This window comes from Bradyrhizobium sp. SK17, assembly GCF_002831585.1.
In the GTDB taxonomy this organism is placed as follows: domain Bacteria; phylum Pseudomonadota; class Alphaproteobacteria; order Rhizobiales; family Xanthobacteraceae; genus Bradyrhizobium.
On record NZ_CP025114.1, the window covers coordinates 1 to 24,181 of the forward strand.

Sequence of the window (24,181 nt, forward strand, 5' to 3'; positions counted from 1 at the left end):
CATGGCTCGGCCGGCTGCTCGCCGCCGCGCTGCGGCGGGCGCGGGAAAGGCGCCGCTCGCACCTGCCTTGCCTCCATGACGGCCTCAAAGCGATCCCGCGCGAGCGGCGGCGGCCACGCGACCGCGGCCCTCCGCCTCGCCGTTCAGTTGGAGGCGATCGCGGCGCGGCCGAGGCCGGTCTCAAGGATCACGACCGTTGGCAGACTGCCCGCACCCTGCTGGCCCGCAAGCTCGCCGGCCGCCGCTCCACTCCCGGCTGCCGGCGCTGATCGACTATGTGTTGGCCCGGCCGATCGTCTCGGCCGGCATGATCGCGCAGGAGCTGAGGATCACGCCACGCGCCGCCCAGGACCTGGTCGGGGAGCTCGGTCTGCGGGAGGCGACCGGCAGAGACAGGTATCGGGCGTGGGGGTGCTTTAGATGTCGCCTGACGATGGTGATTTGCGTTGTTTAAATCGGCAGTAACCCCATCGTGAAACGCTGCATTTGCGGTTATGATTCGCCCAACAGGAGAAAGTAAAGCAGAGCCATGGCCCGCGGGGAGTTGATGAAAAAATTGCTGGCCAGCTACGGTCGGGACGATGAGTTCCGGGCCGTAGCGGAGCAAATCATCGGCGAAGAGGAAAAGAAGAACAACCGCGTGTTGGCGCGCAGCCTGCGCAAGACCCTTGAGGCCGGCCCAAGCCGGCCGAGCGGTCCGAAGGCGCTTGCGCCCCTGCTTCCGTTCCCCGAAGCAGCCGCCGACTTCATCGAGCGGATTGAACCGCAGCACACGCACGATGATATCGTGCTCGGGGCGACGAACGTGCGGGTGCTGCTCGGCCTCGTCAAAGAGTTTCGCCGCGCCGACGAGATCCGGCGTCACGGCCTCAAGGTCCGATCCAAGCTTCTGTTCTGCGCCCGCCGGGATGCGGCAAGACGCTGTGCGCGGAGATTTTTGCAGCCGAGCTCGGTCTGCCGCTGTTCCTCGTCAAGCTCGATAGGCTGATCTCGTCCTACCTGGGCGAGACGGCTGGCAATGTCCGCAAGATTTTCGAGTTCGCCCGGAAACAGCCCTGCGTGCTGTTCTTTGACGAGTTCGACGCGCTGGCGCGCTCGCGCGATGACTCGAGCGAGCACAATGAGCTGCGCCGTGTCGTCAACAGCCTGCTGTTGTTCATCGATCATATTCAGCCGAAGGGCTTTCTGATCGCCGCGACCAACCTTGATCAATCCCTCGATCCGGCGGTTTGGCGGCGCTTCGACGAGGTCGTCTGGTTCGACAAGCCGGATCGCGCGATGATCGCCCGCTTCCTGCGGCTCAAGTTCAAGAACATCGCGACCGCGTTCGATCCGCTGCAGCATGCGGCCGCGCTGGAGGGCTATTCCTACGCCGAGATCGAGCGCGTCTGCACCCAGGCGGTCAAGACGATGATCATCGATCGCCGTAAGCAGGTGCAGGCCCGCGACTTCAATCGCGCCTTGGAGGACGAGGCGCGCCGCCGGGCAGGACAGTCTCGCCTCGCGTCGCCGAGCTAGGCGCGCCGTGGCCCGATACGATCACCTCGAACTCGTCCGGCTCCCGAGCAATTCGAGCGGCGCAAGCACGGCGGCGGCGGACCGCCGCCACCGCGCGATCGCGGCCAACACACGACGAAGCTGCGCGAGGAGCTCGACACCGCGACCCAGGAACAAAGACGCCGGCGCAAGCCCGAATTTGTCGACCCATCCCTGATTCTGCGCGTGCAGATGACGGGCGCCCTGCTCGAGGAAGAGTGGGAGCGGCTCGGGCTCACGGTTCTATCGAGCGACGCGGACCGCACGCTCGTGCTATTCGCATCGAGCGAAGACATGCGGGATTTCCGCGCGCGGCTTGACGCCTATCAGGGCGGCCCGCCCCCTGGCCAGAAGCACGCCCCCTACGTCAACTTCGTCTCCGGGATCGAAAGCATTGGATCGGTCGAGCCGCGTGATCGGATCGGACCACGCTTGCGGAAGAAGGTTTCGCTGATGTCGAGGATTTTGTCGCGCAGACATCCTATCTGGTGGACATCGAGCTTTGGGATCTGGGCGAACGTCGCCTCCGCGAGCGCAAGCTTGAGGATGTCATCCGCTACGTCGAGGCACGAGGTGGCGATGTCTTTGATCGCTATGTCGGCCCCTCGATCAGCATGTTTCGCGCGCGCCTGACAGGCGAACTGCTGCGCACGCTGCTGACGATCGAGGAAATCGCGGCGATCGACCTTCCGCCAGCGCCGGACGTGACGACGGCGGAGGCGCTCGACATGGTCCTGGCGGACGCGCCGCCTCTGAACGCGCTTGGCGATGACGCGCCGCTCATCGGCATCATCGATAGCGGCGTCAACGATCACCCGTTCCTGGCCGATGTCATCGCCGGTGCGATTGCCGTTCCTGCTGACCTCGGCACTGCCGACGTCTGGGGGCATGGGACCCGTGTTGCCGGCGTCGCGGTGTTGGCGACCTGCGCGCGCAGCTCGACGCCGGCGCCCTGCAACGCGGGGCGTATCTGTGCGGCGAAGGTCGTGAATGACCGTGGCGAGTTCGACGATCGTCGTCTTGTCCCTTCCCAGATGCGCGAAGCGATCACGACGCTGAATCAGCGTTTCGGCTGTCGCGTCTTCGTGATTGCGCTTGCCGACCGCCGGCGGGTGTTCGACGGCGGCAAGGTCGGAACATGGGCTGCCACGCTCGACGAATTGGCGCGCGAGCTCGACGTCGTCATCGTCGTCTCGGCCGGAAACCGCAGTCCGCGCGGCGGCAATCGCCTTGAGCAGGCGGTGACCGAATATCCGCGCTATCTTCTGGAGGACGCGAACCGGTTCTTCGAGCCGGCCGGCGCCCTGAACGTCATCACCGTCGGCGCACTCGCGCATGGCGAGGGTCTCGATCCCGACCGCGCCGACGATGTCCGCGTCCGCCCGATCACGCGGCTGCATGAGCCGGCGCCGTTCTCGCGGATCGGGCCGGGTCCGGGCGGCGCCACGAAGCCGGACGTCATGGAGATTGGCGGTACGCTGATCTTCGATCCAGTGGTCGCGCGGCTGCGGGGAGGGAGGATGTCGGCAGCGCGGGCGTTCTGACCCTCTATCACAGCTTTCTCGATCGCCTGTTCACCGCGGGTCGGGCACGTCCTATGCCGCTCGCGGGTCGCCTTCAGCGCCGCGCAGATCCTGACACGCTTCCCGCAGGCCTCAGCCAATCTCGTCCGCGCGCTCATTGTCGGATCCGCAGAAATCCCACAGCCGGCACAAGAGCGGCTTCAACTGCTGGGCAGCGACGCTATCCGCGCAGTCTGCGGGCACGGTCTTGTCGATCTGGAACGCGCCGCGTTCTCCGATGACGCGCGCGTCACCCTCTATGCCGAGGATCAGCTCGCTCTCGATCATTTTGCCGTCTATCGGATTCCGATCCCGGAAGCGTTTCAGGCAGGAAACGGCGAGCGCTGCATTCGCGTGACGCTGGCGTTCGACCCACCGGTGCGTCATACGCGCACCGACTATGCCGGGGTCGGCATGAGTTTTCGCCTGGTTCGCGGCTGTCAGCCGGACCTGATCTTCGATCATTATCGCAAGCGTGAGCAGGATGATGGTCCGTTCCCTGAACTTGCAGCGCGATACAATTGCAATCTCGTTCCCGGCCACAGCTACGTGAGAAAGGAACGGTCCAGCGCGCGACCGTGACGTTCAAACGCGGTGTCGAAGAATACGGCGACAGCTACTATCTCGTGGTGCGCTGCGAGAGCGGCTGGGCGACGCATGTCGATCGTCAGCAATTCGCGGTCGTCGTCGAACTACTTCACAAGGCCGAAGTGCAGCTCTACGAGCGCGTGCGGCAGCGGGTCAGGGTCCAGGCTTAGCGTTCGTCCTGTTCTAGTGGCGGATTTATAGTTTCACTTCGTCCGGCCGCTTGCCATGCACCCGCTCGATCAGGTCATTCCGTTTGACGTTTTCGATCAGGAGATTTCGCGTTTGAACACTTTGCTCGATACGTTTGGCATCGCGATCCCAGACGGCGCCAATATACTGATCAATAAGGCGCGAAGCGCACGGCACGGGAGGGGGCGCTAATTGCTGGTTCATACTGAGGTTGTCGATGGACCCTTGGCATTGCGAATGCGACGCCTCAATGCCGCACGCGACCAAGCCATCGGCCGTCAGATCCTGACACTCCCTCTTCTCGCGGCTCGGCTCGCGGGTGGGTTCATCGCACCGGCGACGCAGGAAATCTTGTATCCGGCCATAAGGCAGGCGCTCGAGGCGGGCGGATACGAGGATATCGACAAGGTTTGCCAACTGCCGGGGATGCCGGCGGCTGTGCTGTCCGCGCTTCGAGACTGGTGGGACGTGGAGGCCCCAGGCTCGTTGCCCGACAACGCTCGCCTCAGAGACTTCACTTTACTCGAGCGCCGCGTGCGAGGCGCGCTGCCGGCCGGCATGCTGTCCCCACCCGATCTGGTAAGAGCAGCCCTGGAGAGACTTCACTTTGCCCCGAAGTTAGTCGGCGCGATCACCATTCAAGGCGTTCCCGGCGTCAAACCCGTATGGCGTCCGCTCTTGCAGGCCCTCTGCGAGGCGGTGCCGGTCCGATGGATTGGATCACAACACAGCGGGCGCGCCTGGTTCGCCGGAGAGATTGAGACATACCCCACAGGGGCGGCGTTGCTCCTCTCCGCTGATCTCTGTGCCGATCCACGAAGTGAAGTGAGAGAGGCGTTGCGCTGGGCGCGCGCGCTTGTGACGGCCGGAAAAGCCTCTCCCAATGAGATCGCCATCTCGGCGGCTTCGCCAACTGCGTGGGACGACGCGTTTCTGGTTCTTTCGCGCGAGGCGGGGCTTCCCGTGCACTTCACACACGGCATTCCGGCTCTAGCGACCCGCGAAGGACAGGCCTGTGCTGCACTCGCGGACATCCTGTTACGCGGGCTGTCGCAAGACCGCGTGAGGCTCCTGTTTGCCCGTCTGCCGCGCAGTCCGGCCAAAGATAACCTGCCCGGCGACTGGACCAAAGGGTTGCGGCGGAGCGCCGCGCTGACGAGCCCGGGACTTTGGCGGCACGCTCTCGAGCAGGCGCGGGGAGAGCGGACAGACGGCGATCTCGCGGAACGCGCACTGTTGCCAATTCTGGATGACTTGGCTTGCGGCATCGCGGCTGCCGACGCGGTCGGGCGCCGTCTGTTGAGGGGACCTACAATGACTTTGTGGCGCGACGCGTTGCGTATGGCGCCCCCGCAGGCCATCGAGCTCTCGTTGCAGGCGCTGCGCATTGCGGACGGGCGTGAACCCGGAAACTCGATCGCGTGGGGACCTGCAGGTCACCTAGCGGCAGCCCCTCGCGCGCATGTACGCCTCATTGGGCTTGACGCAAACGCGTGGCCGAGACGGTCGAGCGAAAACCCGATCTTGCCGCAGCACCTGCTGGGACACATCAGACTTCCGTCTGCGGAAGCGGGCCAAAACGACCAGGCGATGCATGACATCATCATCGATCAATCTCAGAGTTATACGCTTTCACGCGCTTACAGGAGTGCGACGGGCTCTCTGCAAGCAGCCAGTACCTTGTGGCGGAGGGATAAGGAGCGCGTCGTCGGGCGTAGCGCAATCCCCGCGCATGCCTTCAGCGAGAGCGATCGTCTCTATGCCCGCCCGACCGATGCCGGGAAGGACCCGCAAGTGCGCGCAAGTCGGGCCTGCTGGCGGGCCTGGTGGGAAAGCGAGCAGCTCACCGCGCACGACGGGCGGATCCGTCCCGACCATCCGCTTATCGTCGACGCCCTCGCGGAAATTCAATCCACGACGTCTCTCCATCGGCTTCTGTGCGATCCGCTGGGGTTCGTCTGGGAATACGCGCTTCACTGGCGCCAGCCAAACCTCGACCCTCAGCCGCTCGCGCTCGACCATCGCGCGTTTGGCGAACTCGTCCACTCCCTCATCGGAGGCGTGCTGCGCGACGGTTTGCCTCGAAACGCCGACGAGATCGGGATCGCTCTGGACCGAGAGGCGGCGCGTCTCGCCGACGCGTGGCCGATCATTAGGGCCGTTCCACCCGGCCTTCTTTGGGGCCATACAATAGCGATGGCCCACGAGCGTGCGCTGCGAGGCCTCACAGAAGCTCTGGGCGAACAGCGCGGCGTGACCTGGACAGAGCTTTCCTTCGGCGAGCCAAGCGACGCGCCTCACCCGTGGACCACACTCGCACCCGTCCCGATCGGGCAGACCGGCGTTTCCTTCCGGGAAGGATTGATCGACTCGACGAGGATGCGGGGCGTGGCGCTGCGATCATCACTGACTACAAGGTCGGGACAGCGCCTGAGCGAAAAAAACCGATCGCGTTCGATCGCGGCGCTGAACTTCAGCGCGTCTTCTACGCCCTTGCGGTGCGGTCCCTGCTTCCAGAGCTCCGGAGCGTGAGCTCGCAGTTGACGTACCTCAAGCACGACCCCGCGCGCACCCTAAGCCTGACAAACGAGGAGCTTGAGAAGGCCATTGAGCAGGCGGTTGGGTTCACCGACGCGGGCGCTCGCCTGCAACGCAGTGGCGAGATCGCGCCTGGATCGGCGCCGGCATTCTTCGACTCGCTCTCCGTTGCCCTGCCGGCGGACCTGGACTCGTATCGCCGTGTGAAGCGTCGTTCGTTTGCTCAGGCAAACGGTGCGCTCGACAAGCTTTGGAGCAGCCAGTGAGCGTGCCCGACTTCGACGCCCGCCGGCGGGCACTTACTGATTTCAAATCCAACATGCTGGTTGAGGCCGCGGCTGGCACCGGCAAGACGTCGTTGATGGCCGCCCGCGTCGCAATGATGATCGCGACGGGAATTGATCCTGCAAAGATCGCCGCGATCACCTTCACCGAGCCGGCGGCGAGTGAGCTCGAGGCGCGTATACGCTGGACCATCGACGAGCTCCGCAATGGCCGGCTGCCTCCCGCGCTCTCGGGGGTTCTCTCGCTGCCCTTAGGCGAAGCGATGCGTGCGCAGCTCGCTTCGGCCACCCCACGCATCGGGGAGATAACGGCAACGACGATTCACGGCTTTTGCCAAGCCATCCTTCGTTCGCACGGGATCGACGCGGCGCTTGACCCTGGTTCACGCGTGGTCGACGAGACCATTGCCGATGCCCTCTTTGATGAAGTGCTTGCGGCTTGGCTCAAGGAGATGCTGGCGCGTGGTGACGAGCAGGACGGTCCGGTTGCTGTTCTTGCGAAGGACGATCCACTGGGCGTGGTTGAGCGGATCCGTGAGCTTGCCGACCTTCGGCGAAAGCATCGCAGCGCGACCGTGCCAGCCCCGGATTTCTCAACACGGCCGGACCGCACTTTCGCGGACGCCGTTACGGCGTTTTCTCGCTGGCACGCCGCGGGACCCGGAGAAACGTGGACAGCTGATCTCATCGCAGATCTCGACCGCCTTGTTGCGTTCTTCGACGGCGATCACGCGAAGGCCGAATTCTCCGTGCTCTGGCGACTGACTCAGCCACCGCGCATAAGCATGATGCGACAGAAAAGCATCGACCTGCTGCCCTACGACAGGACGCGCTTCTGGAGACAGGCGCTCGGAGAAGCGGACGGGCGCCGTCGCGGACAGGAAGCAACCGAACACTTCGAAACGGTACAGACGGCTTACCGGACACTGATCGGCGCCATTGCGCAAAGCCTCGTACATGAACTAGCTGCGCACCTAAGCGGAGTGATCGACGCCTACGATCGGCGCAAGCGCGAGGCGGCCGTCCTCGACTTTGATGACTTGCTGCGACAGGCGCGAGCGCTGATCTGCGAAAATGCTGATATTCGCGCCTGGCTCGCTGGCCGGTACGCGTATCTGCTGGTCGATGAATTCCAGGACACCGACCCCGTGCAGGCCGAAATCGTATTTTGTATAGCCGCGCTGTCGCAGCCCGAGACTTGGAGCAGCGCCGTTTTGCGGCCCGGAGCGCTGTTCCTGGTCGGTGATCCCAAACAGGCGATCTATCGCTTTCGCGGCGCTGACGTTGAGTCCTACGCGCTCGCCAAGTCCGTCATTGCAAAGGCCAAGAATGGCTGCCTGCTAGCGGTCACCGCGAATTTCAGGTCCCGCCCGGAGATTATCGCGCACGTCAATCGCGTGTTCCAAGATGTTCTCGAGAAGACAGGACAGCCGGGATTCGTGCCGCTCGCTCCGACCCTTGAACTGCCGCCACTACCTTTCGCCGCGGCCGCGAAACTGACAATCGACGTTCCGCGGGACGCGAACGCCGAGGAACAGCGCGAAGCGGAAGCGTCCGCCGTCGCAGAGCTGTGCGCGCGCTTGATTGGTGCCCTGCCAATCTGCGGGCCGGATGGGATAGAGCGATATTTGCGCGCAGGCGACATTGCGTTGCTCGCGCCTACACACACGGACCTCTGGCGCTATGAACGCGCCCTCGAAGGACGGCGCATCGCGGTGGCGTCCCAGGCAGGTCACGCGCTGTTCCGGCGCCAGGAGCTTCAGGACATTCTCGTCCTGATCCGCGCGATCGCGGATCCGCTGGACACGTTGGCTTTCGGCGCTCTCATGCGAGGCCCGGTTGTCGGGCTGCGTGACGAAGACCTTCTCGATATCACGGCGGCGCTTTCTCCCGACCAGGACGGTCGTCGGCGCTTCCAGCTACGGACGCCGTCGGACGAGGTAAGTCATCCCCTGGCAAGAGACATCCTGGTAAAGCTTCAGGCACTTCACCGCCTTGCCGCGGAACTCACGCCGATGCAGCTCGTCGCCTTCGCGATAGAGCGCTTGAACTTGCGAGTGATTATGGCGGCACGGCACGGCCAGCGGAACGCGCGCGCGCTCGCGAACCTTGACGCCATCGTCGAACTCGCCAGGCCCTACAATGTTGCTGGCCTGCGCGCCCTCGCGCTCGATCTCCAACGCGGATGGCAGAGCAAGCGCCGGCATCCAGAAGGAAGGGTCGATGCGTCCGAGGATTCGGTGGAGATCGTCACGATGCACAGCGCCAAGGGTCTGGAATGGCCCGTCGTCATCACGGTGAATTCTTCAACCCGCTTCAAGCCTCAGGACCAGTTTGTCTATCGGCAATCCGACGATACGATCCACTGGGTCGTCGGGGGCATCGAGCCGCCCGCACTTGCGGCAGCCCGCGAAGAGGAGGAGTTTCGCGAGGCACGGCAGCGGGAAAGGCTTTGGTATGTCGCGACGACGCGCGCCTGCGATCTGCTGGTGATCCCCGAACTGCCGGGCGCACCCTCACGCTCATGGTCGAGAGTGATGAATCTCGGGCAAAAGGAACTTCCCGAGATCCAACCTGACATGTTGCCTGAGCCCGTCCCGAGCGCTGTGCAGCCCGTCGCCAATGATCAGTCTGAGACCATATTTGCGGCCGAAGGCGAGAGACTGGCCGGTGCTTCGCCGTCGATCATATGGGATCGTCCGAGCGAACGCGACGCGGATCGCAGCGCCGAGATTGTGGACGCGTTCGTTGTCGACGACGCGTCTCATGCGCTGCCGGAAATAGATGGTGCCGGGGCGCTGCGCGGTACGATCTTGCACAAGCTTATGGAAGAGCTCCTGACTGGCGAGCTTGGCTCGTTCCGAGACCATGCGGCAGCACGCGCGACCGAGCTACTCGCGCAGCTACAATCGAACGTGCACGACGAGAGGGATGAAGGGGGCCCCGACGCGCTCGAAATGGCGGAGACGGCCCTGCGCACTTTGGCTCTTCCTGAACTCGCACCCTTTCTCGGACAACTAATTCCTGAAATCCCGCTCTGGGCGGCAAACCCGCCGCACTACCTCGTCGGACGCGCAGACGCGGCGGTCGTCGAGGGAGAGCGCATTGCGCTCGTCATCGACTGGAAGTCGGACGTGAACCCCACGGCGGCGGCACACAGTGCGCATGCGGCGCAGCTGCGCGACTATATCCGCGTCACAGGCGCCGAGCGGGGCGCTATCGTCTACATGTCCGCAGCGCAAGTGTCCTGGATTGAACCTACCTAGCGCGCTCACCAGGGCGGATTGAGAATCGGCGAGGGCGAGCAAACCAAAACCCCGCGCGACCCACGGGTCATCGCGACGTAGAGATTGCGCGCGTTGAGAGCGCCGGCATTGAGAACAACCGAGATGTCGGCTTCGAGACCTTTCAGGAGCAGGGTGCTTCCGACGGAACGCCTGGCGAGGGGCCGGCCGATGAGCCGAGATTGTTCTCGGATCGTCACCGTCGCCTCTCGGAACGAGGGTCCGCCGGGAGAGGCTGCAAGTTGCAGAGCCCGCTGGGCTGCTGCCAGCACGGCGGGACGGTAGCACCGAACCCCACCCGCGCGGTTGATGGCGGTGAGAAGATCCGAGACCTCTGCAAACGACCGCGACGCTTCAAACCTCACGGCCGTTTCCTCGATACCGGAAAGGGCCCGTCCGAGTTTACCAGCATGAGCTGCCGCAACCGACCGCACGAGGTCGTCTGCGGAAAAGGCGCTCATCAAGTTCTCTGCAAAATCGGCCACGACGGAGAGCGCTTCGGGTTTCGCGAGGTCGAGCGTACCGCCAAAATCCGTAAGATCGCGCAGGTCCACAGCCTCGACCGTCACGGCTCCCGCGACTTGGCGGGCGAAACGACGCTGTCCGCGAGGGTCCGTGCTGTCACCGATGATCAAAACCTTCGTCTCGCCCGGCGCGTCCACCGCGGCTGCCGCTTGCCGCAGCGCATCGTCCTGGCGACCATCGAGTTGAATCCACCGGACACTGCCAGGTGCTGTCCGAAGGTCGATCGGCCTGCCTGCCGCTAGGTCAGGTCGTATCGACAGCAACCACTTACCTAAATCGTGCGCCCCTGCGTTGTTCCATCTCCACGGAGTCACAAGTTCTCCGACAATCGGGAAAAACGACACCACGTCCGCCTGCCAATCTGCCAACGGGTCGGCGCCGAATCCAAAGATAGACTGAAACGGATCTCCGACGATGGCGGTGGGTAGACTTTGAGCCAACCAGGTTACAAGGGCGTGCTGGCGGATCGAACAGTCCTGGTACTCATCGACAAATAAGCATCGGAAATTGGCGGCGAGAACGTCATGAAGGTGCCCGGCGGCAACCAGGCGCGCTGCCGTGTCACGGATGGCTTCGTAGTTCGGCCGGGCGCCAGTTACGATTCGCGGATCGTGTCCCGCGCGTTGCGGAAACGTAGAAATCAGCCTGATCGCGAAGCCGTCGAGTGTCGTGGCGCGGTAAACACTCGGCTTCACGCCCGCCCTTTCCAGGCGGCCTCGGAGCGCGGCGACCCCGGCGTTGGTGTGTGTCAGCACTAGAGCGTTTCATTGCTTAATTGAATCGGAGGGGATTCCGGTTTTGGGCGGTTTGTGATTCAAGATGCTGACTGGATTGGAGGCCAGCATCGCATGACCCGACCTCTTTCCCTTGATCTTCGCGAACGTGTGGTGGCGTCGGTTCTGGCGGGCGAGAGCTGCCGGTCTGTGGCGGAACGGTTTGGCGTTGCGGTCTCATCGGTTGTGAAGTGGTCACAGCGGCAGCGGGCGACCGGCTCGGTTGTGCCTGGCAAGATGGGCGGTCACCGCAAGCCTGTGCTTGATCCGCACCGCGCCTTCATCGTCGAGCGGATCACTCAGACGCCTCACCTGACGCTGCATGGTCTGAAGGCGGAACTGGCAGCCCGTGGGGTCAAGGTCTCACACAACGCGGTCTGGCTGTTCCTGCGCCGGGAAGGGCTGCGGTTCAAAAAAAACACTGTTCGCTCTCGAACAGGCTCGCGCCGACGTCTCTCGTAGGCGTCAGCGTTGGCGATCCTGGCAGGCCGGGCTCGATCCGGGCCGCCTCGTCTTCATCGATGAGACCTGGATCAAGACCAACATGGCCCCTTTGCGAGGCTGGGGCCCCAAAGGGGCACGCCTGCGCGGCTTCGCCCCGCACGGTCACTGGCGTACCCTCACATTCCTCGGCGCGCTCCGCCATGACCAACTCACGGCACCCTGCGTCTTCGACGGCCCGATCAACGGCGAATGCTTCTGCGCTTATGTGAAGCACCTTCTCCTGCCAACCCTGCGCGAAGGCGACATCGTCATTCTCGACAATCTCGGAAGCCACAAGTCGAAAGCTGTCAGGCAGATGATCCAGGCTGCTGGCGCCAGGCTCTGGTACCTGCCGCCATACTCGCCCGACCTCAACCCGATCGAGCAGGCCTTCTCCAAGATCAAACACTGGATGCGGCAAGCTCAGAAGCGCACCATCGAGGACACCTGGCGCCACATCGGTCAGCTCGTCCAGGACATCCAGCCTCGCGAATGCGCCAACTACTTCGCTAACGCGGGTTATGCTTCAGTCAAAATGTGAAACGCTCTAAGATGGGTTTCGAGCCGTCGTGCCGCGTGAGAGCATCGGTGATGAGCTGGGTCTTGCCGCAGCCCGCAGGCGCTATCACCAGCCCGCGGTTTATCGAGCGCAGGTCGATTTCAACGGCTGCCATCTTCGACCCAGTCCCGAAGGCCGTCGATGACGCTGGTGAGGCTGGCATCAGCCTCGCCGTAGGCGGGGCCGACGATCGTCCGGCCCGCCGTTTCCATCGTGCTAATGGTCTTCAACCATCCAAAGCGGGCTGCCGCGTTTCCGAGGAGGGTGCGACTGTCGGGGGCCAGACCGTCTATCAACGCCTCGGTCTCCAGATCGCCGAGCGTGTTCGCGCCATTGGAGATTGTCCTGATATGCGCTTCGATCAAGGCGCGATCCTTCGTCTCGATAGCGAGCTCGAGCAGTTCGCTCACAGGACCGTCCGGCAGTGCGGCGAACAATTCCTGTTCGAGCGCTCGCCCGCCGCCCCATGCGAACACCTTGCCACCGCCCGCAATAAAAGCCGCTTCTGCCGCTGTTGGAGCGGGCTTGTCACTGTCTCTCAGGATGGCTATCCAGTAGCCGAGGGATTGCAAAGCGGTCGCGCGGCTGAAGGTCTCATCGCCGTTGCCATTGACCAAAGTCGCGCCACATGCCGACAGCGACGTCTCGCCGCTCGCGGTGAAGTGCTGGTCCAGACCACGCATTAGACCGATTTCGCTGCCGCCCTCGCACACCACAATGGACGACGCGAGTAAGGCGTGGGCGTGGGCGCGGATGGTGCCCTGTACGTCCCCGGCGTCGCTCGCGCGTCTGACTGTATGCTGCCCGCCGTTCCTGCGGACGATGTGAAGCTGGTGTGCGTTCAACTCGGCGACGGCGATCGGCGAATGGCTCGTCGCGAAAACCTGCAGCGGCGGTACTTCTTCCTTTGCGCCCAAAGCACCAAGCAGGCGAATGATGCGATGCGGCTCGAGCCCGTATTCGAGTTCGTCGATGAGAAACGTGGTGACCTTCTCGGCCGCCTTCCGCTGCAACGCCGCGATCAGCAGGCGCGACGAACCGAGGCCAAGGGCGCGGAGCGGCACCCCTTCCTCGTCATGGAGTGAGATGGTCCCGCCCGTGAAGGTGACCGAGCCGGCATCGATGAGCGCCTGGACGGCGGCGCCCACGGGCACCCCCATGTCTCCGGCAGCCGCCTTGACCAGCTTGAGCGGCTCCGCGAGTTCCTTGAGATCTTTTTGGTCGAAGGCGTCGCGCATCTCACGCGCCGCCCGCGTCAGCTCCTTTGATGCGTCGGTCTTGCCATCGGTGAGTTTGGTCAGCACGGATCCGCGTCGCCAAGTCAGATGGGTGTCGCCGGTGACGCCAAGCCTAGCGGGCGCGACGCGCGTGCGATCAGCCCAGTTGAGGTTGCGGGTCCGACCTGCAGCCTGCGCGCGGGGCGAGACGAGCGTCCACTCCGGCTCGAGGTCGTCCTGGACGGTGAGCTGCAGAGTCAGCGTGGTTTCGAGGCCGGAGCCGGGCTCCGGTTCCACCACCCCGGTAGCTGAATTGAAGCCCACGAGGAAGTCGCCGTAGGAGTCGATGTTCTTCAGAGGATCGTCCAAGGCGCCGAGAGTCAGTGCAATGCGGATGGGGTGACCGAAATCGAGAGCGTGGAAGTCGGCGTCGGTGAAGGAGAGCGACCGCCGTGCGCCGAGGCAAAGGTCGATGGCATCAAGGATGGTGGACTTGCCGCTGTCCCCGGGCCCAATCAGGCAATTTACCCCTGGACTAGGCAGCCAGCGAAGGCTCTTGACCGCCCGAAAGTTTTCGATCTCAAGCACACGGACCAACGCCATCCTGCTTCCCCCGCTCGTTCGCCACTGGGAGTGTCCACCGAGTGGGTGGAAATCAGCGACTCCCAGTCGAAACCCTCGTATCAGCGCGGGCGACATGGCTGAACTTGACTTACAATGCAAATGCATTACATGGGATGCTGTAACGATGCAAGGAGCGGGTTATGGCCAAGACCGCTGAAATCCTCGAAATCCCCGCGACCATCACTGAGCGCGGCCAGACGACCGTGCCCGCCGCCATTCGCAGAATGCTGGCTCTCGGCAAACGCGATCAGGTCGTGTTTCGCGGGCTCGCGGACGGCACCGTCGTGATCGCGAAGAAGCAATCGAGCGCCAACGACGGCGATCCGGTGATCGGCAGGTTCCTCGCCTTCCTGGCGCACGACATGGCGAACGAGCCGGCGCGAATTCGGCCAGTGCCGAAGTCGCTGGTCGCGCGCGGCAAGGATCTCGCCAAGGGCGTCAAAGTCGATCTCGACGCGGCGCTGCCGGAAGATGATGCGTGAGCGACGATACCTTCGAGGTCAACGGTTGGGCGATCTATGCGCATCCGCTTTTTCTCGACCAGCTAGAGGCGATGATCGCGGCGGTCGAGAAGGCGCGCAAGAAAGACCCAACGGGATATAAGAAGAAACGCGCCGCAAAGCTCCTCGCGGCCGTCTTGAAAGTGGCGTTCGAAGATATCCCAGGTGACCCGACCCGCGACGTCTATCGCCAGGGCGGCACGCTCGGCGACGACTACAAGCACTGGTTCCGCGCCAAATTCCTGCAGCAGTTCCGGCTGTTCTTTCGCTACCAACAATCAGGAGACGCTAAAATCATCGTGCTCGCTTGGGTCAACGATGACTCGACGCTGCGCGCCTACGAGAGCGGCAGCGACGCCTATGCCGTGTTTCGGAACATGCTGAATCGCGAGAATCCGCCAGATACGTGGAAGGAGCTTCTCGCCGCTGCATCAGACGCCGGCGCGAGACGTCGGATCGCGCGTGCGACGCGCGAGCGGTAATCCAAGAAAGCGATACGCGATGATCGTACCAACAAAGCTCGCTCGGTTTGACGCGCGTGTTCGCGCCTTTCTCGCGCAGCATTTCAAAAGCCGGGCGCCCTCGCTCGCTGAACTCACGGGGCTGTGGGAAACCTACGCGCGCCTTGGCCTTCCCAACGAGGATTTTGTCGCGGAGTTCACCAACGGCAAGCCGGCAAGCCTGGCTCAACGCACATGGGAGCTTCTGCTTGCGCAGCACCTCCACGACCAAGGTCACGAACTGACCTGCGTTGGCGATGGCCCGGATTTGCGCCTTGAACATGGCGGCGTGAGGATATGGATCGAGGCCGTCTGCCCTGAGCCGAAAAACCTTCCCGCCGATTGGCTCGAAGAGCCGAAGCCAGGCGAGGCGAAGGTCGGTACGTTTCCTCACGAACAAATCTTGTTGCGCTGGACGACTGCCTTTGACGCGAAGGTCAGCAAGCTCCAAACGTATCTGAAAAAGGGAATCGTGCTGCCAACGGATGCCTACATCATTGCGATCAACGGCTGCCAGCTGGGATGGACGCCCGGTGCGCGTGGAATCACGCAGATGCCCTTTGGCGTCGAAAGTGTTTTTCCCGTGGGTCCGTTGCAGTACTTGATCAACCGCGAGACCAGAAGAATCGAAGGCGCCTCCCTTTCATTGCGATTTTCCATTGTAAATCACAACAACACTGCAATTCCGACGACGCCGTTCCTCGATCCGGCTTACGCCGGTGTGTCAGCTGTATTTGGTTGCGCCACCGATCGGCGCCATGGAAAGCCTCTGACCATGCACGTAGTCCATAACCCGCTGGCGACGGTGCCGGTATCGCACGGACTGTTTGGTGTCGATGAAGATGAATGGTTCGCGGTGCCGGTGCCAGACGCTCCAGGTGAATTTGATCTAACCCACGCCTAGCGGGGTCACCCCGCGACGGTCTGAACGCCCACCTTTTCCTATGGTTGAACAGGCGAGAGGCCATACGTCGATAGCGCGCGGCGAAACCGTGAAAAGATGATATGCAGCTTGCCGGAGGTAAGGCAGGAGAGACGATCGCAACAGACCAGCCGGTCGGGCTGACGACAGTGTGATCTGGCAGGGAGTCGCAGCGACATGTCTACGATCCAGCTTTCAGCAACGCCACGCGGTAATGGTTACCAGGCGACCGTGACATTCCCAGACGGGCTCTCGGTTAGCTCGGAAGAAACCTATCCGACGATCACCGAGGCCATCACCGCCGCGGCGATGAAGCTACTCGACATGCCCGAGCGTCTGGCAACATTGGACCAAACAGGCGCGTGATCAGCGCCTGTTGGCGAGTTCGACCAGCACGTCGCCGTGGCATGCGAGCGGCGCGCAGAAATGAGATCGCGCCCGCGCAGTTGCTCGAGCGCATTCATCAGCGCAGGTTGCGCAGCGATCCAAGCGCGATATTTTGCGATGACCTCGGCGCGCGTGCCGTCGCGGCCGATGACGAATGGATTGCTTAGAGCGTTTCATTGCTTAATTGAATCGGAGGGGATTCCGGTTTTGGGCGGTTTGTGATTCAAGATGCTGACTGGATTGGAGGCCAGCATCGCATGACCCGACCTCTTTCCCTTGATCTTCGCGAACGTGTGGTGGCGTCGGTTCTGGCGGGCGAGAGCTGCCGGTCTGTGGCGGAACGGTTTGGCGTTGCGGTCTCATCGGTTGTGAAGTGGTCACAGCGGCAGCGGGCGACCGGCTCGGTTGTGCCTGGCAAGATGGGCGGTCACCGCAAGCCTGTGCTTGATCCGCACCGCGCCTTCATCGTCGAGCGGATCACTCAGACGCCTCACCTGACGCTGCATGGTCTGAAGGCGGAACTGGCAGCCCGTGGGGTCAAGGTCTCACACAACGCGGTCTGGCTGTTCCTGCGCCGGGAAGGGCTGCGGTTCAAAAAAAACACTGTTCGCTCTCGAACAGGCTCGCGCCGACGTCTCTCGTAGGCGTCAGCGTTGGCGATCCTGGCAGGCCGGGCTCGATCCGGGCCGCCTCGTCTTCATCGATGAGACCTGGATCAAGACCAACATGGCCCCTTTGCGAGGCTGGGGCCCCAAAGGGGCACGCCTGCGCGGCTTCGCCCCGCACGGTCACTGGCGTACCCTCACATTCCTCGGCGCGCTCCGCCATGACCAACTCACGGCACCCTGCGTCTTCGACGGCCCGATCAACGGCGAATGCTTCTGCGCTTATGTGAAGCACCTTCTCCTGCCAACCCTGCGCGAAGGCGACATCGTCATTCTCGACAATCTCGGAAGCCACAAGTCGAAAGCTGTCAGGCAGATGATCCAGGCTGCTGGCGCCAGGCTCTGGTACCTGCCGCCATACTCGCCCGACCTCAACCCGATCGAGCAGGCCTTCTCCAAGATCAAACACTGGATGCGGCAAGCTCAGAAGCGCACCATCGAGGACACCTGGCGCCACATCGGTCAGCTCGTCCAGGACATCCAGCCTCGCGAATGCGCCAACTACTTCGCTAACGCGGGTTATGCTTCAGTCAAAATGTGAAACGCTCTAGGTCAGATGTCAAGTGTCCTTCGTTGATGAAACTTTTGGAATCTTTTTCCTTTCCGACGGATGACACCTTGCGGTGTCATTTGGACCGATTCACTCCGGCCGGGCTGAGCCGCATGGCCAGTGGCTTGATCGCCACCATGCGAGCAAGCGAGCGACTGCGCTCTGATGCAATCAAGCGGGAAATTGGAGCGCGCCGTGGATATCGGCGGATCAATTGGGAGGAATGGGCAACAGCTTATGGGTGTCGAGACTTCGATCGCCCGCGACGTTGTCGCGCTCACGCTGGACGCGCGACTTTCGTCACTTCGGCCCTGCGCCGAGCTCGGGCGGGACGCGCGCCGCCGGCGACAGACCTCATCTCGAAAAGGGCATCGATGATCGGGCACTCCGGAACCTGATCGCCCTTGCATTGCGCCGCCATGTCCGACATCGCCCGCTCCAACCGCTGCAGGTCGACGATCTTCCGACGGATATCCCTGAGATGTTCGACGGTCAGCGCGTTGACCTCCGCACAGGTGAAGGCGTGCCCGTCAACCAGGCGGAGCAGGTTACGCAATTCGTCGAGGCTGAAGCCAAGTTCTCGACCCCGACGAACGAAATGCAGCCGCCTGACATGCTCGACCCCGTAGATGCGGTAGCCGGCGGCGCTGCGAGCCGGCGCCGGCATGATGCCGATCTTCTCGTAGTAGCGGATTGTCTCGATGTTCACTTCGCTGCGCTCTGACAATGCCCCGATCGAAAAGTCTTCGGTTTGCTTCATTTTTGGCCTCACAAATCCGTGAGAAGTTCTCGCTTGACCCTGTAGTCCCTACAGGCCTTAGGGTCACCATAGATCGATTTCGGGAGCGTGTTCAATGACGGTGCGAGACGAGGCAACAGCGCTGCCAAACGAGGTCATGACGACGACGCGGAATCAATTGGGCGCTGCGGCGCTGCAGGCGAATGACCGAACCAAGGGCGGCGCCTCGCGGCTCCTCGCGGCGGGCGGCATCCTGGCAGCGCTCGGCGCCGCATCGTGCTGCGTCATACCATTCGCCCTTTTCACGCTGGGCGTCAGCGGCGCCTGGATCGGCAATCTGACTGCGCTGGAGCCGTATCAACCGCTCTTCGCCCTCGTCGCGCTGGGCTTCATCGGTTACGGCGCTTATCGGGTCTACGCCAAACCGAAAGCTGCATGCGTCCCGGGGTCTTATTGCGCCGATCCGAAGTCCGACAGATTGGCCAAGATCGGTCTTTGGGCCGCGACCGGGCTCGTCATTGTCGCGCTCGGCTTCCCCTACCTCATCCGCGCCATCGCATTCTGAACCCAGGAGATCGCCATGTTTCATCGCCTTGCATCCGCCGTCCTGACCATCGGCTTGTTCGCTGCGCCCTCGCTCGCCGTCGCGGCCGAATCGACGGTCACCCTCGCCGTCCATCACGCGGGGTGCGTCCTTTGTGGTCCCATCGTCAAAAGCACTCTGGAACACGTGACCGGCGTGAAATCGGTTCAGGTAAGCCAGGCCGACGGCATGGATGACGTCACGGCGACGGTGCTGTTCGACAATGCTCTCACGTCCCCGAACGCCATGATCAAGGCGACAACCGATCATGGCTATCCCGCCGATCTGAAGTCATGAACGCGGACGGGCAAGGCGTCAGGCCATTTGCTCTTGGAATTATTGGGGCCGTTTTGGCGGTAACCTGCTGTGGGGCGCCCATCCTGATCGCAAGTCTCGCGACCGCCGGCATTTCGGCGTCGCTTGCCGCGACGGGCTATGTCGGAATCGCGATTGTGCTGACAGGTTTGGCAGTCGCCGCCTTTTGGCTCGTTCGCCGCCGCTCAAGCGCTGATTGTTGCGCGAGTACATTGGACAGGAAGAGTTCAAATCATGAGTGACTGCTGCGCGCCCGCGAAAAAAGGACAAAGCTACGACCTCGTGGTCGTCGGCGCCGGCTCGGCCGGCTTTTCCGCCGCGATCACCGCCGCCGAGCAGGGTGCACAGGTCGCGCTCATCGGATACGGCACGATCGGCGGCACCTGCGTCAATATCGGCTGCGTGCCTTCGAAAGCGTTGATCCGGGCTACGGAGGCGGTGCACCACGCCAATGTCGCGCAAACTCGGTTCGCAGGCATCGAAAGTGGCGCCCGCGTGGTCGATTGGGCCGCACAGATCGCCCAGAAGGACGCTTTGGTCGCTGGACTGCGTCAGGCGAAATACGCCGACCTCCTGCCCGAATACAACAACGTAGCCTACCGAGAAGGTCAGGCCCGGCTCGTCGCTGGCGGCGTCGACGTGGATGGTCAGCGGCTCACTTCGGAGCGCATCATCGTTGCAACTGGTGCGCGCCCCGCGCTGCCGCTGATTCCCGGAATCGCCGACGTCTCGCCGCTCGACAGCACGGCGGCGCTCGCCATGTCGCAACTACCGCGTTCGTTGATCGTGCTTGGCGGCGGCTATGTGGGGGCTGAACTCGCCCAAACCTTCGCGCGCGCTGGCGTCGCGGTCACGCTGGTCTTTCGCAGTCGGCTCCTGCCGGAGGCCGAGCCCGAGATCGGATCGGCTCTCGCGGGCTACCTCGCCGATGAAGGGATCACAGTCATCAGCGGAGCGGCCTATGATTCCGTCCGCAGGACCGATGACGGCGGTGTGGCTCTCGCCATTATCCGCAGCGGCCGTCCGGACATATTGACAGCCGAGCGGATTCTCGTGGCGACCGGGCGCACGCCGAATACTGAAACTCTCGGCCTCGCCGAGGCCGGCGTCACGCAGGCGTCGTCCGGCTCGATCGTCATCGACGACCGTATGCGCACGTCGAAAGCGGGCGTCTATGCGGTCGGCGACGTGACAGGCAAAGACCAGTTCGTCTACATGGCGGCCTATGGCGCAAAGCTCGCGGCCAAGAACGCGCTGAACGGCAACAGCCTGCGTTATGACAACTCGGCGATGCCGGCAGTCGTGTTCACCGATCCACAGGTGGCGAGCGTCGGTTTGACCGAGGCGCAAGCCCGCGCTGGCGGGCACGCCGTGCGAACCTCGGTGCTCTCACTCGACAATGTGCCCCGCGCGCTTGCAGCCCGCGACACCCGAGGACTGATCAAGCTCGTGGCGGACGGCGCAACCCGAAAACTGCTCGGCGCGCACATTCTGGCGCCGGAGGGCGCCGACAGCATCCAGACGGCGGCGCTGGCGATCCGCTGCGGTCTCACGATTGATGACCTCTCAGAGGCGATCTTCCCCTACCTCACGACCGTCGAGGGGCTGAAACTCGCGGCGCAGACGTTCGACAAGGATGTCAAGAAGCTGTCCTGCTGTGCGGGCTAAGGCAATGGCGTTCATGTGAAGGGCGAACCATGAAAACCGATGCGCATGCGCAATTAGAGCCGGCGGTAGAGATTCGGCCTGGGGTCTTTCGCCCTGATTGGTCGGCAGTGACGAAGCCGAGGGCGAGGGAAGCTCTTGCCGGCCGTCTGGCTGCGCGCGCCGGACTGCTGGACAAGTGGTCTCACAGGCTCGATGCAAATGACGATCTCGTATGGCGCGCGATCTTGCAGTTCTATGGCGATCATGGCCAGCCTCCGCAGATTGCGGACATCGCCGGTGAAATCGGATTCGAGATCGATCACGTCGAAACGGCGCTCCGCGCGCTGGACTCGAATGATCTGATCGGACTCGATCGCGATTCCGGGCAAATCCGCTTGGCCTATCCGTTCACGGAAGCAGTCACCGCCCATCGGGTCGATCTCAATGGGCACACCCTCCACGCTCTCTGTGCGATCGACGCGCTCGGCGCCGCAGACATGTATGGCGCGGACATATCGATCTCATCACCATGCCGTCACTGCGGGTCGCAGATCGAAGTGACGACGACTGCGGATGGTCGGGCGCCGAAAAGCGTTGCCCCAGCAGGTGCGGTTGTTTGGTACGACTTCGCCTATGACGGCTGCGCTGCCGGCTCTTGTTGCCCGTCGATCGCATTCTTTTGCTCGGACGCGCATTTGCAGCAATGGCTTGATGTTCAAACACCACGACGTGACGGCACTGGCTTGACCGTGGATGAGGCCTTGGAGGTCGGCCGCGCCATCTTTGGCCCGGTCCTCACTGACCCGCTCTCGGACACCTTGCGCTGACTCGCAGTTGACGCCCTTCCTGCCGTGACACTGCGATCCTATCGAGATCAAGCGTTGGTGGGCCGCAACACCGCAGGACGGCGAAGAACATCGATCTGCTTCGTAAGCTGGGCATTGCGGCGATCGGCCATTTCGGCCAGGCGTTCCGCCTCGACCGCGCGTCGCAATAATCCGGCATTCTCCGTCACAAGCTGCCTGATCTGGAGCTGCATGTCGCCAATTACGGCACGTTGCTCGGCGACCTTGTGCTCCACGCTACCGAGGCGATCGGGAATCGCTCCACGCTTTCGGGCTCGAGCGAGGTCGTCGAGGATATCGCGATGGTTGGTGTAGATGGCGTTGCGCGCGACGCCTGCCTCGCGGGCGAGCGCGGCGACCGTCAATCGGCGGCCTGGATACGTTGAAGCCAGCCGTTCGGGCGCCCCGCGAACAAGGCGATCGAGGGCCGCGCCCAGCTTGTCGGCGGTCGCCTGCATCCGCCGATCATAGGGGGTCGGCGGCGCCGGCGGGTTCGGGGGCGGCATGGGAGTCTCCCGTAAGTTCGGCGAGGATGCGGTCGCATTCGGCGATCCGCGTGCGAGCGAGCGCGAGGCTGACTGGGTCGAGCCGAGAGTTGGAAAGCAGGCTGAGATTGCGGCTTCGCCGGGCTTCCCAGACCGGACGATGGCGTTCCGTTACGGCGAAGTTGGCGCAGCGGACGCAGGTGCTCTCGGTCCGCCAGGTTGGGTTGGGGCCATGTTCGTCACCGCGGCAGGCGGCGCTCTCGGCACGATAAGCGCAGTATCCCCAATCGCAGACACCGAGGCGCATGCCGCTCTCGTCGATCAGAAAATCGATATAGGCGGCGAGATCGCCGTCCATCGTTCGGCCGCGGAATTGTGATCGGTCCGCGAGCATTCTCCCTGCCCGACCACCGAGCCGACTGGCGGTCAGCAGCTCCTCCAGCGCGGCCCTGGTCTCGTCGAGGGCCTGGGCGTCGACGAGCTCGCCGAGCTCGAAATCCGTGCCGACATAGGCGCGATCAGTCATGATCCGGGTCACATGCCCGAAATGATGCTGCAAGGCGTGAAGGCCCGTGCGATCGCGCTTGCCGACGAATCGGGCGAAGGTCTTGCGGCCTTGATGGGTGGTCAGGTGCCAGGGACGACCATCGGTGTGCGCCGGCAAAGCGACGAACGGCGCGAAGGATCCGTTGAGCCGCGCAATAAGGCTGTGGAGGGTCAGGACGTCGGCAGAGCGTGTATCGACGATACCGTTGCCGCGCATGATCAACCAAAGCTCGGGGCGCCCGGTACGCCGCCGCAGCGGCTCAGAAAGCCGCTCGAGAACATCAATGGCGCGTAGGACGGGCGGTGGTGCGGCCCATAGATGCGGTTCGCCAGCACCGTGTGTGGCGGTCTTGAAGATGCGACCGCGCAGATAGCTGAAATCCTCGCAGCCGTCGGAGGCCGAACGATGCTCTACACATCCTGCCTCAAGCGCAAGAATCTCCGAAACTCTTGCTCCAACCAGGTACGCGATGGTGACGAAGCAGGCATCGTAGATTCGCTCCATTAGAAAGCGGAGCCGTTTGGCGGCCTCGATCTTCGGATGCCACGGGCTCTCTTCGCCGACGATCGTGGAAAAGCGGAAGCTATCGATCAGGGCGACAACCGCGGCGCGGAGCTTGCGATCGCCAAATCCTTGGGCGCGACGCTGCTCATAAAGGGGCGCCGCCTGGTTGCGCAACGCGATCACATCATCCGCGGGCTGGCCGATCAGTCGAATGGCTGCTGACAGGAGGGGGACGGCAATGGCGTCCGGTGTATAAGGGAACGACCCACGGGAATCGCGCGTGTGGCCAGAAACGACGCTGGCGCGCTCGGCGGCGAACGGATGCTCTGGCGGGGGATTTATGAGCTTCCGCCGTTGCAGATAGAGCGACAGAATAATGATGGCGTAGGCATGCCGGCTGGATGCCGAGAGGGTCCCGCCTCGGCTCCGAGAGGGGCGGCTGGCGAGCGTGCGGAGGAAGCACTCCACGGCGTCGCGATCAAGTTCATCATAGCCGTGCATCCTCTCGGCGACCATCCAGCGGATGAGGATACGAAGCTTGCAGAAGCTGGCGACCAATGTGCGAGGACGGGCATGCACGCGGCCCAACGGCGGATCGACCCGCATTGACCAAAGAAATTGCCGAGTATCCTCCAGCCAGGCTGCCCATTGCCTGTCGGTGAACCGGCTGCCGTCCGGAAGATCGAAGCTCCAGTCGATGCGAAGAAGGTGGCGCCGCAGGCCTGGGCGCATCCCGTCCAGATGCCATTGAGGATCCGTCCATTGCGACAGGGACGATATCTTGATCGGCGCCGACCTATCGCGGGTGGCAGCGACGCGTGCGGACATGA

The 24,181-nt window shown here is 63.2% G+C and carries 24 protein-coding genes and 1 pseudogene; 17 read left to right on the top strand and 8 right to left on the bottom strand.

Features of this window, described 5'->3' with window-relative positions; translation table 11 throughout:
* The first annotated feature begins 307 nt into the window (after positions 1-307).
* The 4 genes from CWS35_RS40270 (at position 308) to CWS35_RS40285 (ending at position 3,080) form a co-directional block, all read left to right on the top strand.
* Positions 308-454: a helix-turn-helix domain-containing protein gene (locus CWS35_RS40270; RefSeq protein ID WP_245439194.1), complete on the top strand. Its 147-nt coding sequence runs from the start codon at positions 308-310 to the stop codon at positions 452-454.
* A 93-nt stretch (positions 455-547) separates the two neighbouring features.
* Complete coding sequence (locus CWS35_RS40275) at positions 548-988, top strand: hypothetical protein (RefSeq protein ID WP_245439173.1); 441 nt, start codon at positions 548-550, stop codon at positions 986-988.
* Positions 961-1,518 (top strand): AAA family ATPase, encoded by a 558-nt coding sequence (locus CWS35_RS40280; RefSeq protein ID WP_245439189.1) that lies wholly within the window; start codon positions 961-963, stop codon positions 1,516-1,518. The genes CWS35_RS40275 and CWS35_RS40280 overlap by 28 nt, the downstream gene beginning before the upstream one ends.
* Positions 1,519-2,024: 506 nt before the next feature.
* Positions 2,025-3,080 carry a S8 family serine peptidase gene (locus CWS35_RS40285; protein WP_157817356.1) on the top strand — a complete coding sequence of 352 codons (1,056 nt, stop codon included), beginning with the start codon at positions 2,025-2,027 and terminating at the stop codon, positions 3,078-3,080.
* Positions 3,081-3,191: 111 nt separating this feature from the next.
* On the opposite strand, the gene CWS35_RS40290 is transcribed toward CWS35_RS40285, so the two are convergent.
* Positions 3,192-3,563: a hypothetical protein gene (locus CWS35_RS40290; protein ID WP_157817357.1), complete on the bottom strand. Its 372-nt coding sequence runs from the start codon at positions 3,561-3,563 to the stop codon at positions 3,192-3,194.
* A 113-nt stretch (positions 3,564-3,676) separates the two neighbouring features.
* Between CWS35_RS40290 and CWS35_RS40295 the strand changes: the two genes are divergently transcribed.
* Positions 3,677-3,856, top strand: a complete 180-nt coding sequence (locus CWS35_RS40295) for a hypothetical protein (protein ID WP_100957014.1) — start codon at positions 3,677-3,679, stop codon at positions 3,854-3,856.
* Between the two features lie 25 nt (positions 3,857-3,881).
* Here CWS35_RS40295 and CWS35_RS39345 read toward each other — a convergent pair whose 3' ends face one another.
* The gene (locus CWS35_RS39345) at positions 3,882-4,292 is read right to left on the bottom strand and encodes a hypothetical protein (RefSeq protein ID WP_157817358.1); all 411 of its coding nucleotides are present in this window, start codon (positions 4,290-4,292) and stop codon (positions 3,882-3,884) included.
* A 1,886-nt stretch (positions 4,293-6,178) separates the two neighbouring features.
* On the opposite strand from CWS35_RS39345, the gene CWS35_RS37215 reads away from it, so the two are divergent.
* A complete protein-coding gene (locus CWS35_RS37215; protein WP_157817359.1) occupies positions 6,179-6,679 on the top strand; it encodes a PD-(D/E)XK nuclease family protein in 501 nt (166 codons plus the stop codon).
* Positions 6,676-9,963 (top strand): exodeoxyribonuclease V subunit beta, encoded by a 3,288-nt coding sequence (locus tag CWS35_RS37220; protein WP_245439171.1) that lies wholly within the window; start codon positions 6,676-6,678, stop codon positions 9,961-9,963. Before CWS35_RS37215 ends, CWS35_RS37220 begins: the two co-directional genes overlap by 4 nt.
* Positions 9,964-9,968: 5 nt before the next feature.
* Here CWS35_RS37220 and CWS35_RS37225 read toward each other — a convergent pair whose 3' ends face one another.
* The gene (locus CWS35_RS37225) at positions 9,969-11,201 is read right to left on the bottom strand and encodes a UvrD-helicase domain-containing protein (RefSeq protein ID WP_371682886.1); all 1,233 of its coding nucleotides are present in this window, start codon (positions 11,199-11,201) and stop codon (positions 9,969-9,971) included.
* 153 nt (positions 11,202-11,354) lie between these two features.
* On the opposite strand from CWS35_RS37225, the gene CWS35_RS37230 reads away from it, so the two are divergent.
* Positions 11,355-12,303 (top strand): IS630 family transposase gene (locus CWS35_RS37230; protein ID WP_100957021.1). Its coding sequence is split into 2 segments (ribosomal slippage): positions 11,355-11,690 and positions 11,692-12,303, totalling 948 coding nucleotides; the frame shifts between segments, so codons are not numbered across the junction.
* 119 nt (positions 12,304-12,422) lie between these two features.
* Here the strand turns inward: CWS35_RS37230 and CWS35_RS37235 are convergent.
* Positions 12,423-14,141, bottom strand: coding sequence for an ATP-dependent endonuclease (locus CWS35_RS37235; protein WP_100957023.1), 1,719 nt, complete (start codon positions 14,139-14,141; stop codon positions 12,423-12,425).
* Between the two features lie 161 nt (positions 14,142-14,302).
* Between CWS35_RS37235 and CWS35_RS37240 the strand changes: the two genes are divergently transcribed.
* The 4 genes from CWS35_RS37240 (at position 14,303) to CWS35_RS37255 (ending at position 16,450) form a co-directional block, all read left to right on the top strand.
* On the top strand, positions 14,303-14,644 hold the full coding sequence (locus CWS35_RS37240) for a type II toxin-antitoxin system PrlF family antitoxin (protein ID WP_100957025.1): 342 nt from the start codon (positions 14,303-14,305) through the stop codon (positions 14,642-14,644).
* Positions 14,641-15,144 carry a type II toxin-antitoxin system YhaV family toxin gene (locus tag CWS35_RS37245; RefSeq protein WP_100957027.1) on the top strand — a complete coding sequence of 168 codons (504 nt, stop codon included), beginning with the start codon at positions 14,641-14,643 and terminating at the stop codon, positions 15,142-15,144. Before CWS35_RS37240 ends, CWS35_RS37245 begins: the two co-directional genes overlap by 4 nt.
* 19 nt (positions 15,145-15,163) lie before the next feature.
* Entirely contained in the window at positions 15,164-16,066 is a 903-nt protein-coding gene (locus tag CWS35_RS37250; protein ID WP_100957029.1) for a hypothetical protein, read from the top strand.
* Positions 16,067-16,261: 195 nt separating this feature from the next.
* Positions 16,262-16,450: a hypothetical protein gene (locus CWS35_RS37255; protein WP_100957031.1), complete on the top strand. Its 189-nt coding sequence runs from the start codon at positions 16,262-16,264 to the stop codon at positions 16,448-16,450.
* Positions 16,451-16,569: 119 nt separating this feature from the next.
* Here the strand turns inward: CWS35_RS37255 and CWS35_RS40755 are convergent.
* Positions 16,570-16,620, bottom strand: a pseudogene (locus CWS35_RS40755) (hypothetical protein); the annotation flags it as partial.
* Positions 16,621-16,728: 108 nt separating this feature from the next.
* Between CWS35_RS40755 and CWS35_RS37265 the strand changes: the two are divergent.
* A protein-coding gene (locus tag CWS35_RS37265) for an IS630 family transposase (RefSeq protein ID WP_100957021.1) occupies positions 16,729-17,677 on the top strand; the annotation gives its coding sequence in 2 pieces (ribosomal slippage) (positions 16,729-17,064 and positions 17,066-17,677; 948 coding nt in all).
* Positions 17,678-17,963: 286 nt separating this feature from the next.
* Here the strand turns inward: CWS35_RS37265 and CWS35_RS37270 are convergent.
* Entirely contained in the window at positions 17,964-18,446 is a 483-nt protein-coding gene (locus CWS35_RS37270; protein ID WP_100957033.1) for a helix-turn-helix domain-containing protein, read from the bottom strand.
* 136 nt (positions 18,447-18,582) lie between these two features.
* Between CWS35_RS37270 and CWS35_RS37275 the strand changes: the two genes are divergently transcribed.
* The 4 genes from CWS35_RS37275 to CWS35_RS37290 all read left to right on the top strand — a co-directional run bounded on the left by CWS35_RS37275 (position 18,583) and on the right by CWS35_RS37290 (position 21,797).
* A complete protein-coding gene (locus CWS35_RS37275; RefSeq protein WP_371682889.1) occupies positions 18,583-18,990 on the top strand; it encodes a mercuric transporter MerT family protein in 408 nt (135 codons plus the stop codon).
* A gap of 15 nt (positions 18,991-19,005) precedes the next feature.
* On the top strand, positions 19,006-19,305 hold the full coding sequence (locus tag CWS35_RS37280) for a heavy-metal-associated domain-containing protein (RefSeq protein ID WP_100957037.1): 300 nt from the start codon (positions 19,006-19,008) through the stop codon (positions 19,303-19,305).
* Between the two features lie 252 nt (positions 19,306-19,557).
* Positions 19,558-20,991 carry a mercury(II) reductase gene (merA, locus tag CWS35_RS37285; RefSeq protein ID WP_100957039.1) on the top strand — a complete coding sequence of 478 codons (1,434 nt, stop codon included), beginning with the start codon at positions 19,558-19,560 and terminating at the stop codon, positions 20,989-20,991.
* A 29-nt stretch (positions 20,992-21,020) separates the two neighbouring features.
* Positions 21,021-21,797, top strand: coding sequence for an alkylmercury lyase family protein (locus CWS35_RS37290; protein ID WP_100957041.1), 777 nt, complete (start codon positions 21,021-21,023; stop codon positions 21,795-21,797).
* Positions 21,798-21,844: 47 nt separating this feature from the next.
* Here the strand turns inward: CWS35_RS37290 and CWS35_RS37295 are convergent, their stop codons facing one another.
* Complete coding sequence (locus tag CWS35_RS37295; protein ID WP_157817360.1) at positions 21,845-22,273, bottom strand: hypothetical protein; 429 nt, start codon at positions 22,271-22,273, stop codon at positions 21,845-21,847.
* 7 nt (positions 22,274-22,280) lie between these two features.
* The gene (locus CWS35_RS37300; protein ID WP_100957045.1) at positions 22,281-24,179 is read right to left on the bottom strand and encodes an integrase; all 1,899 of its coding nucleotides are present in this window, start codon (positions 24,177-24,179) and stop codon (positions 22,281-22,283) included.
* Positions 24,180-24,181 lie beyond the last annotated feature (2 nt).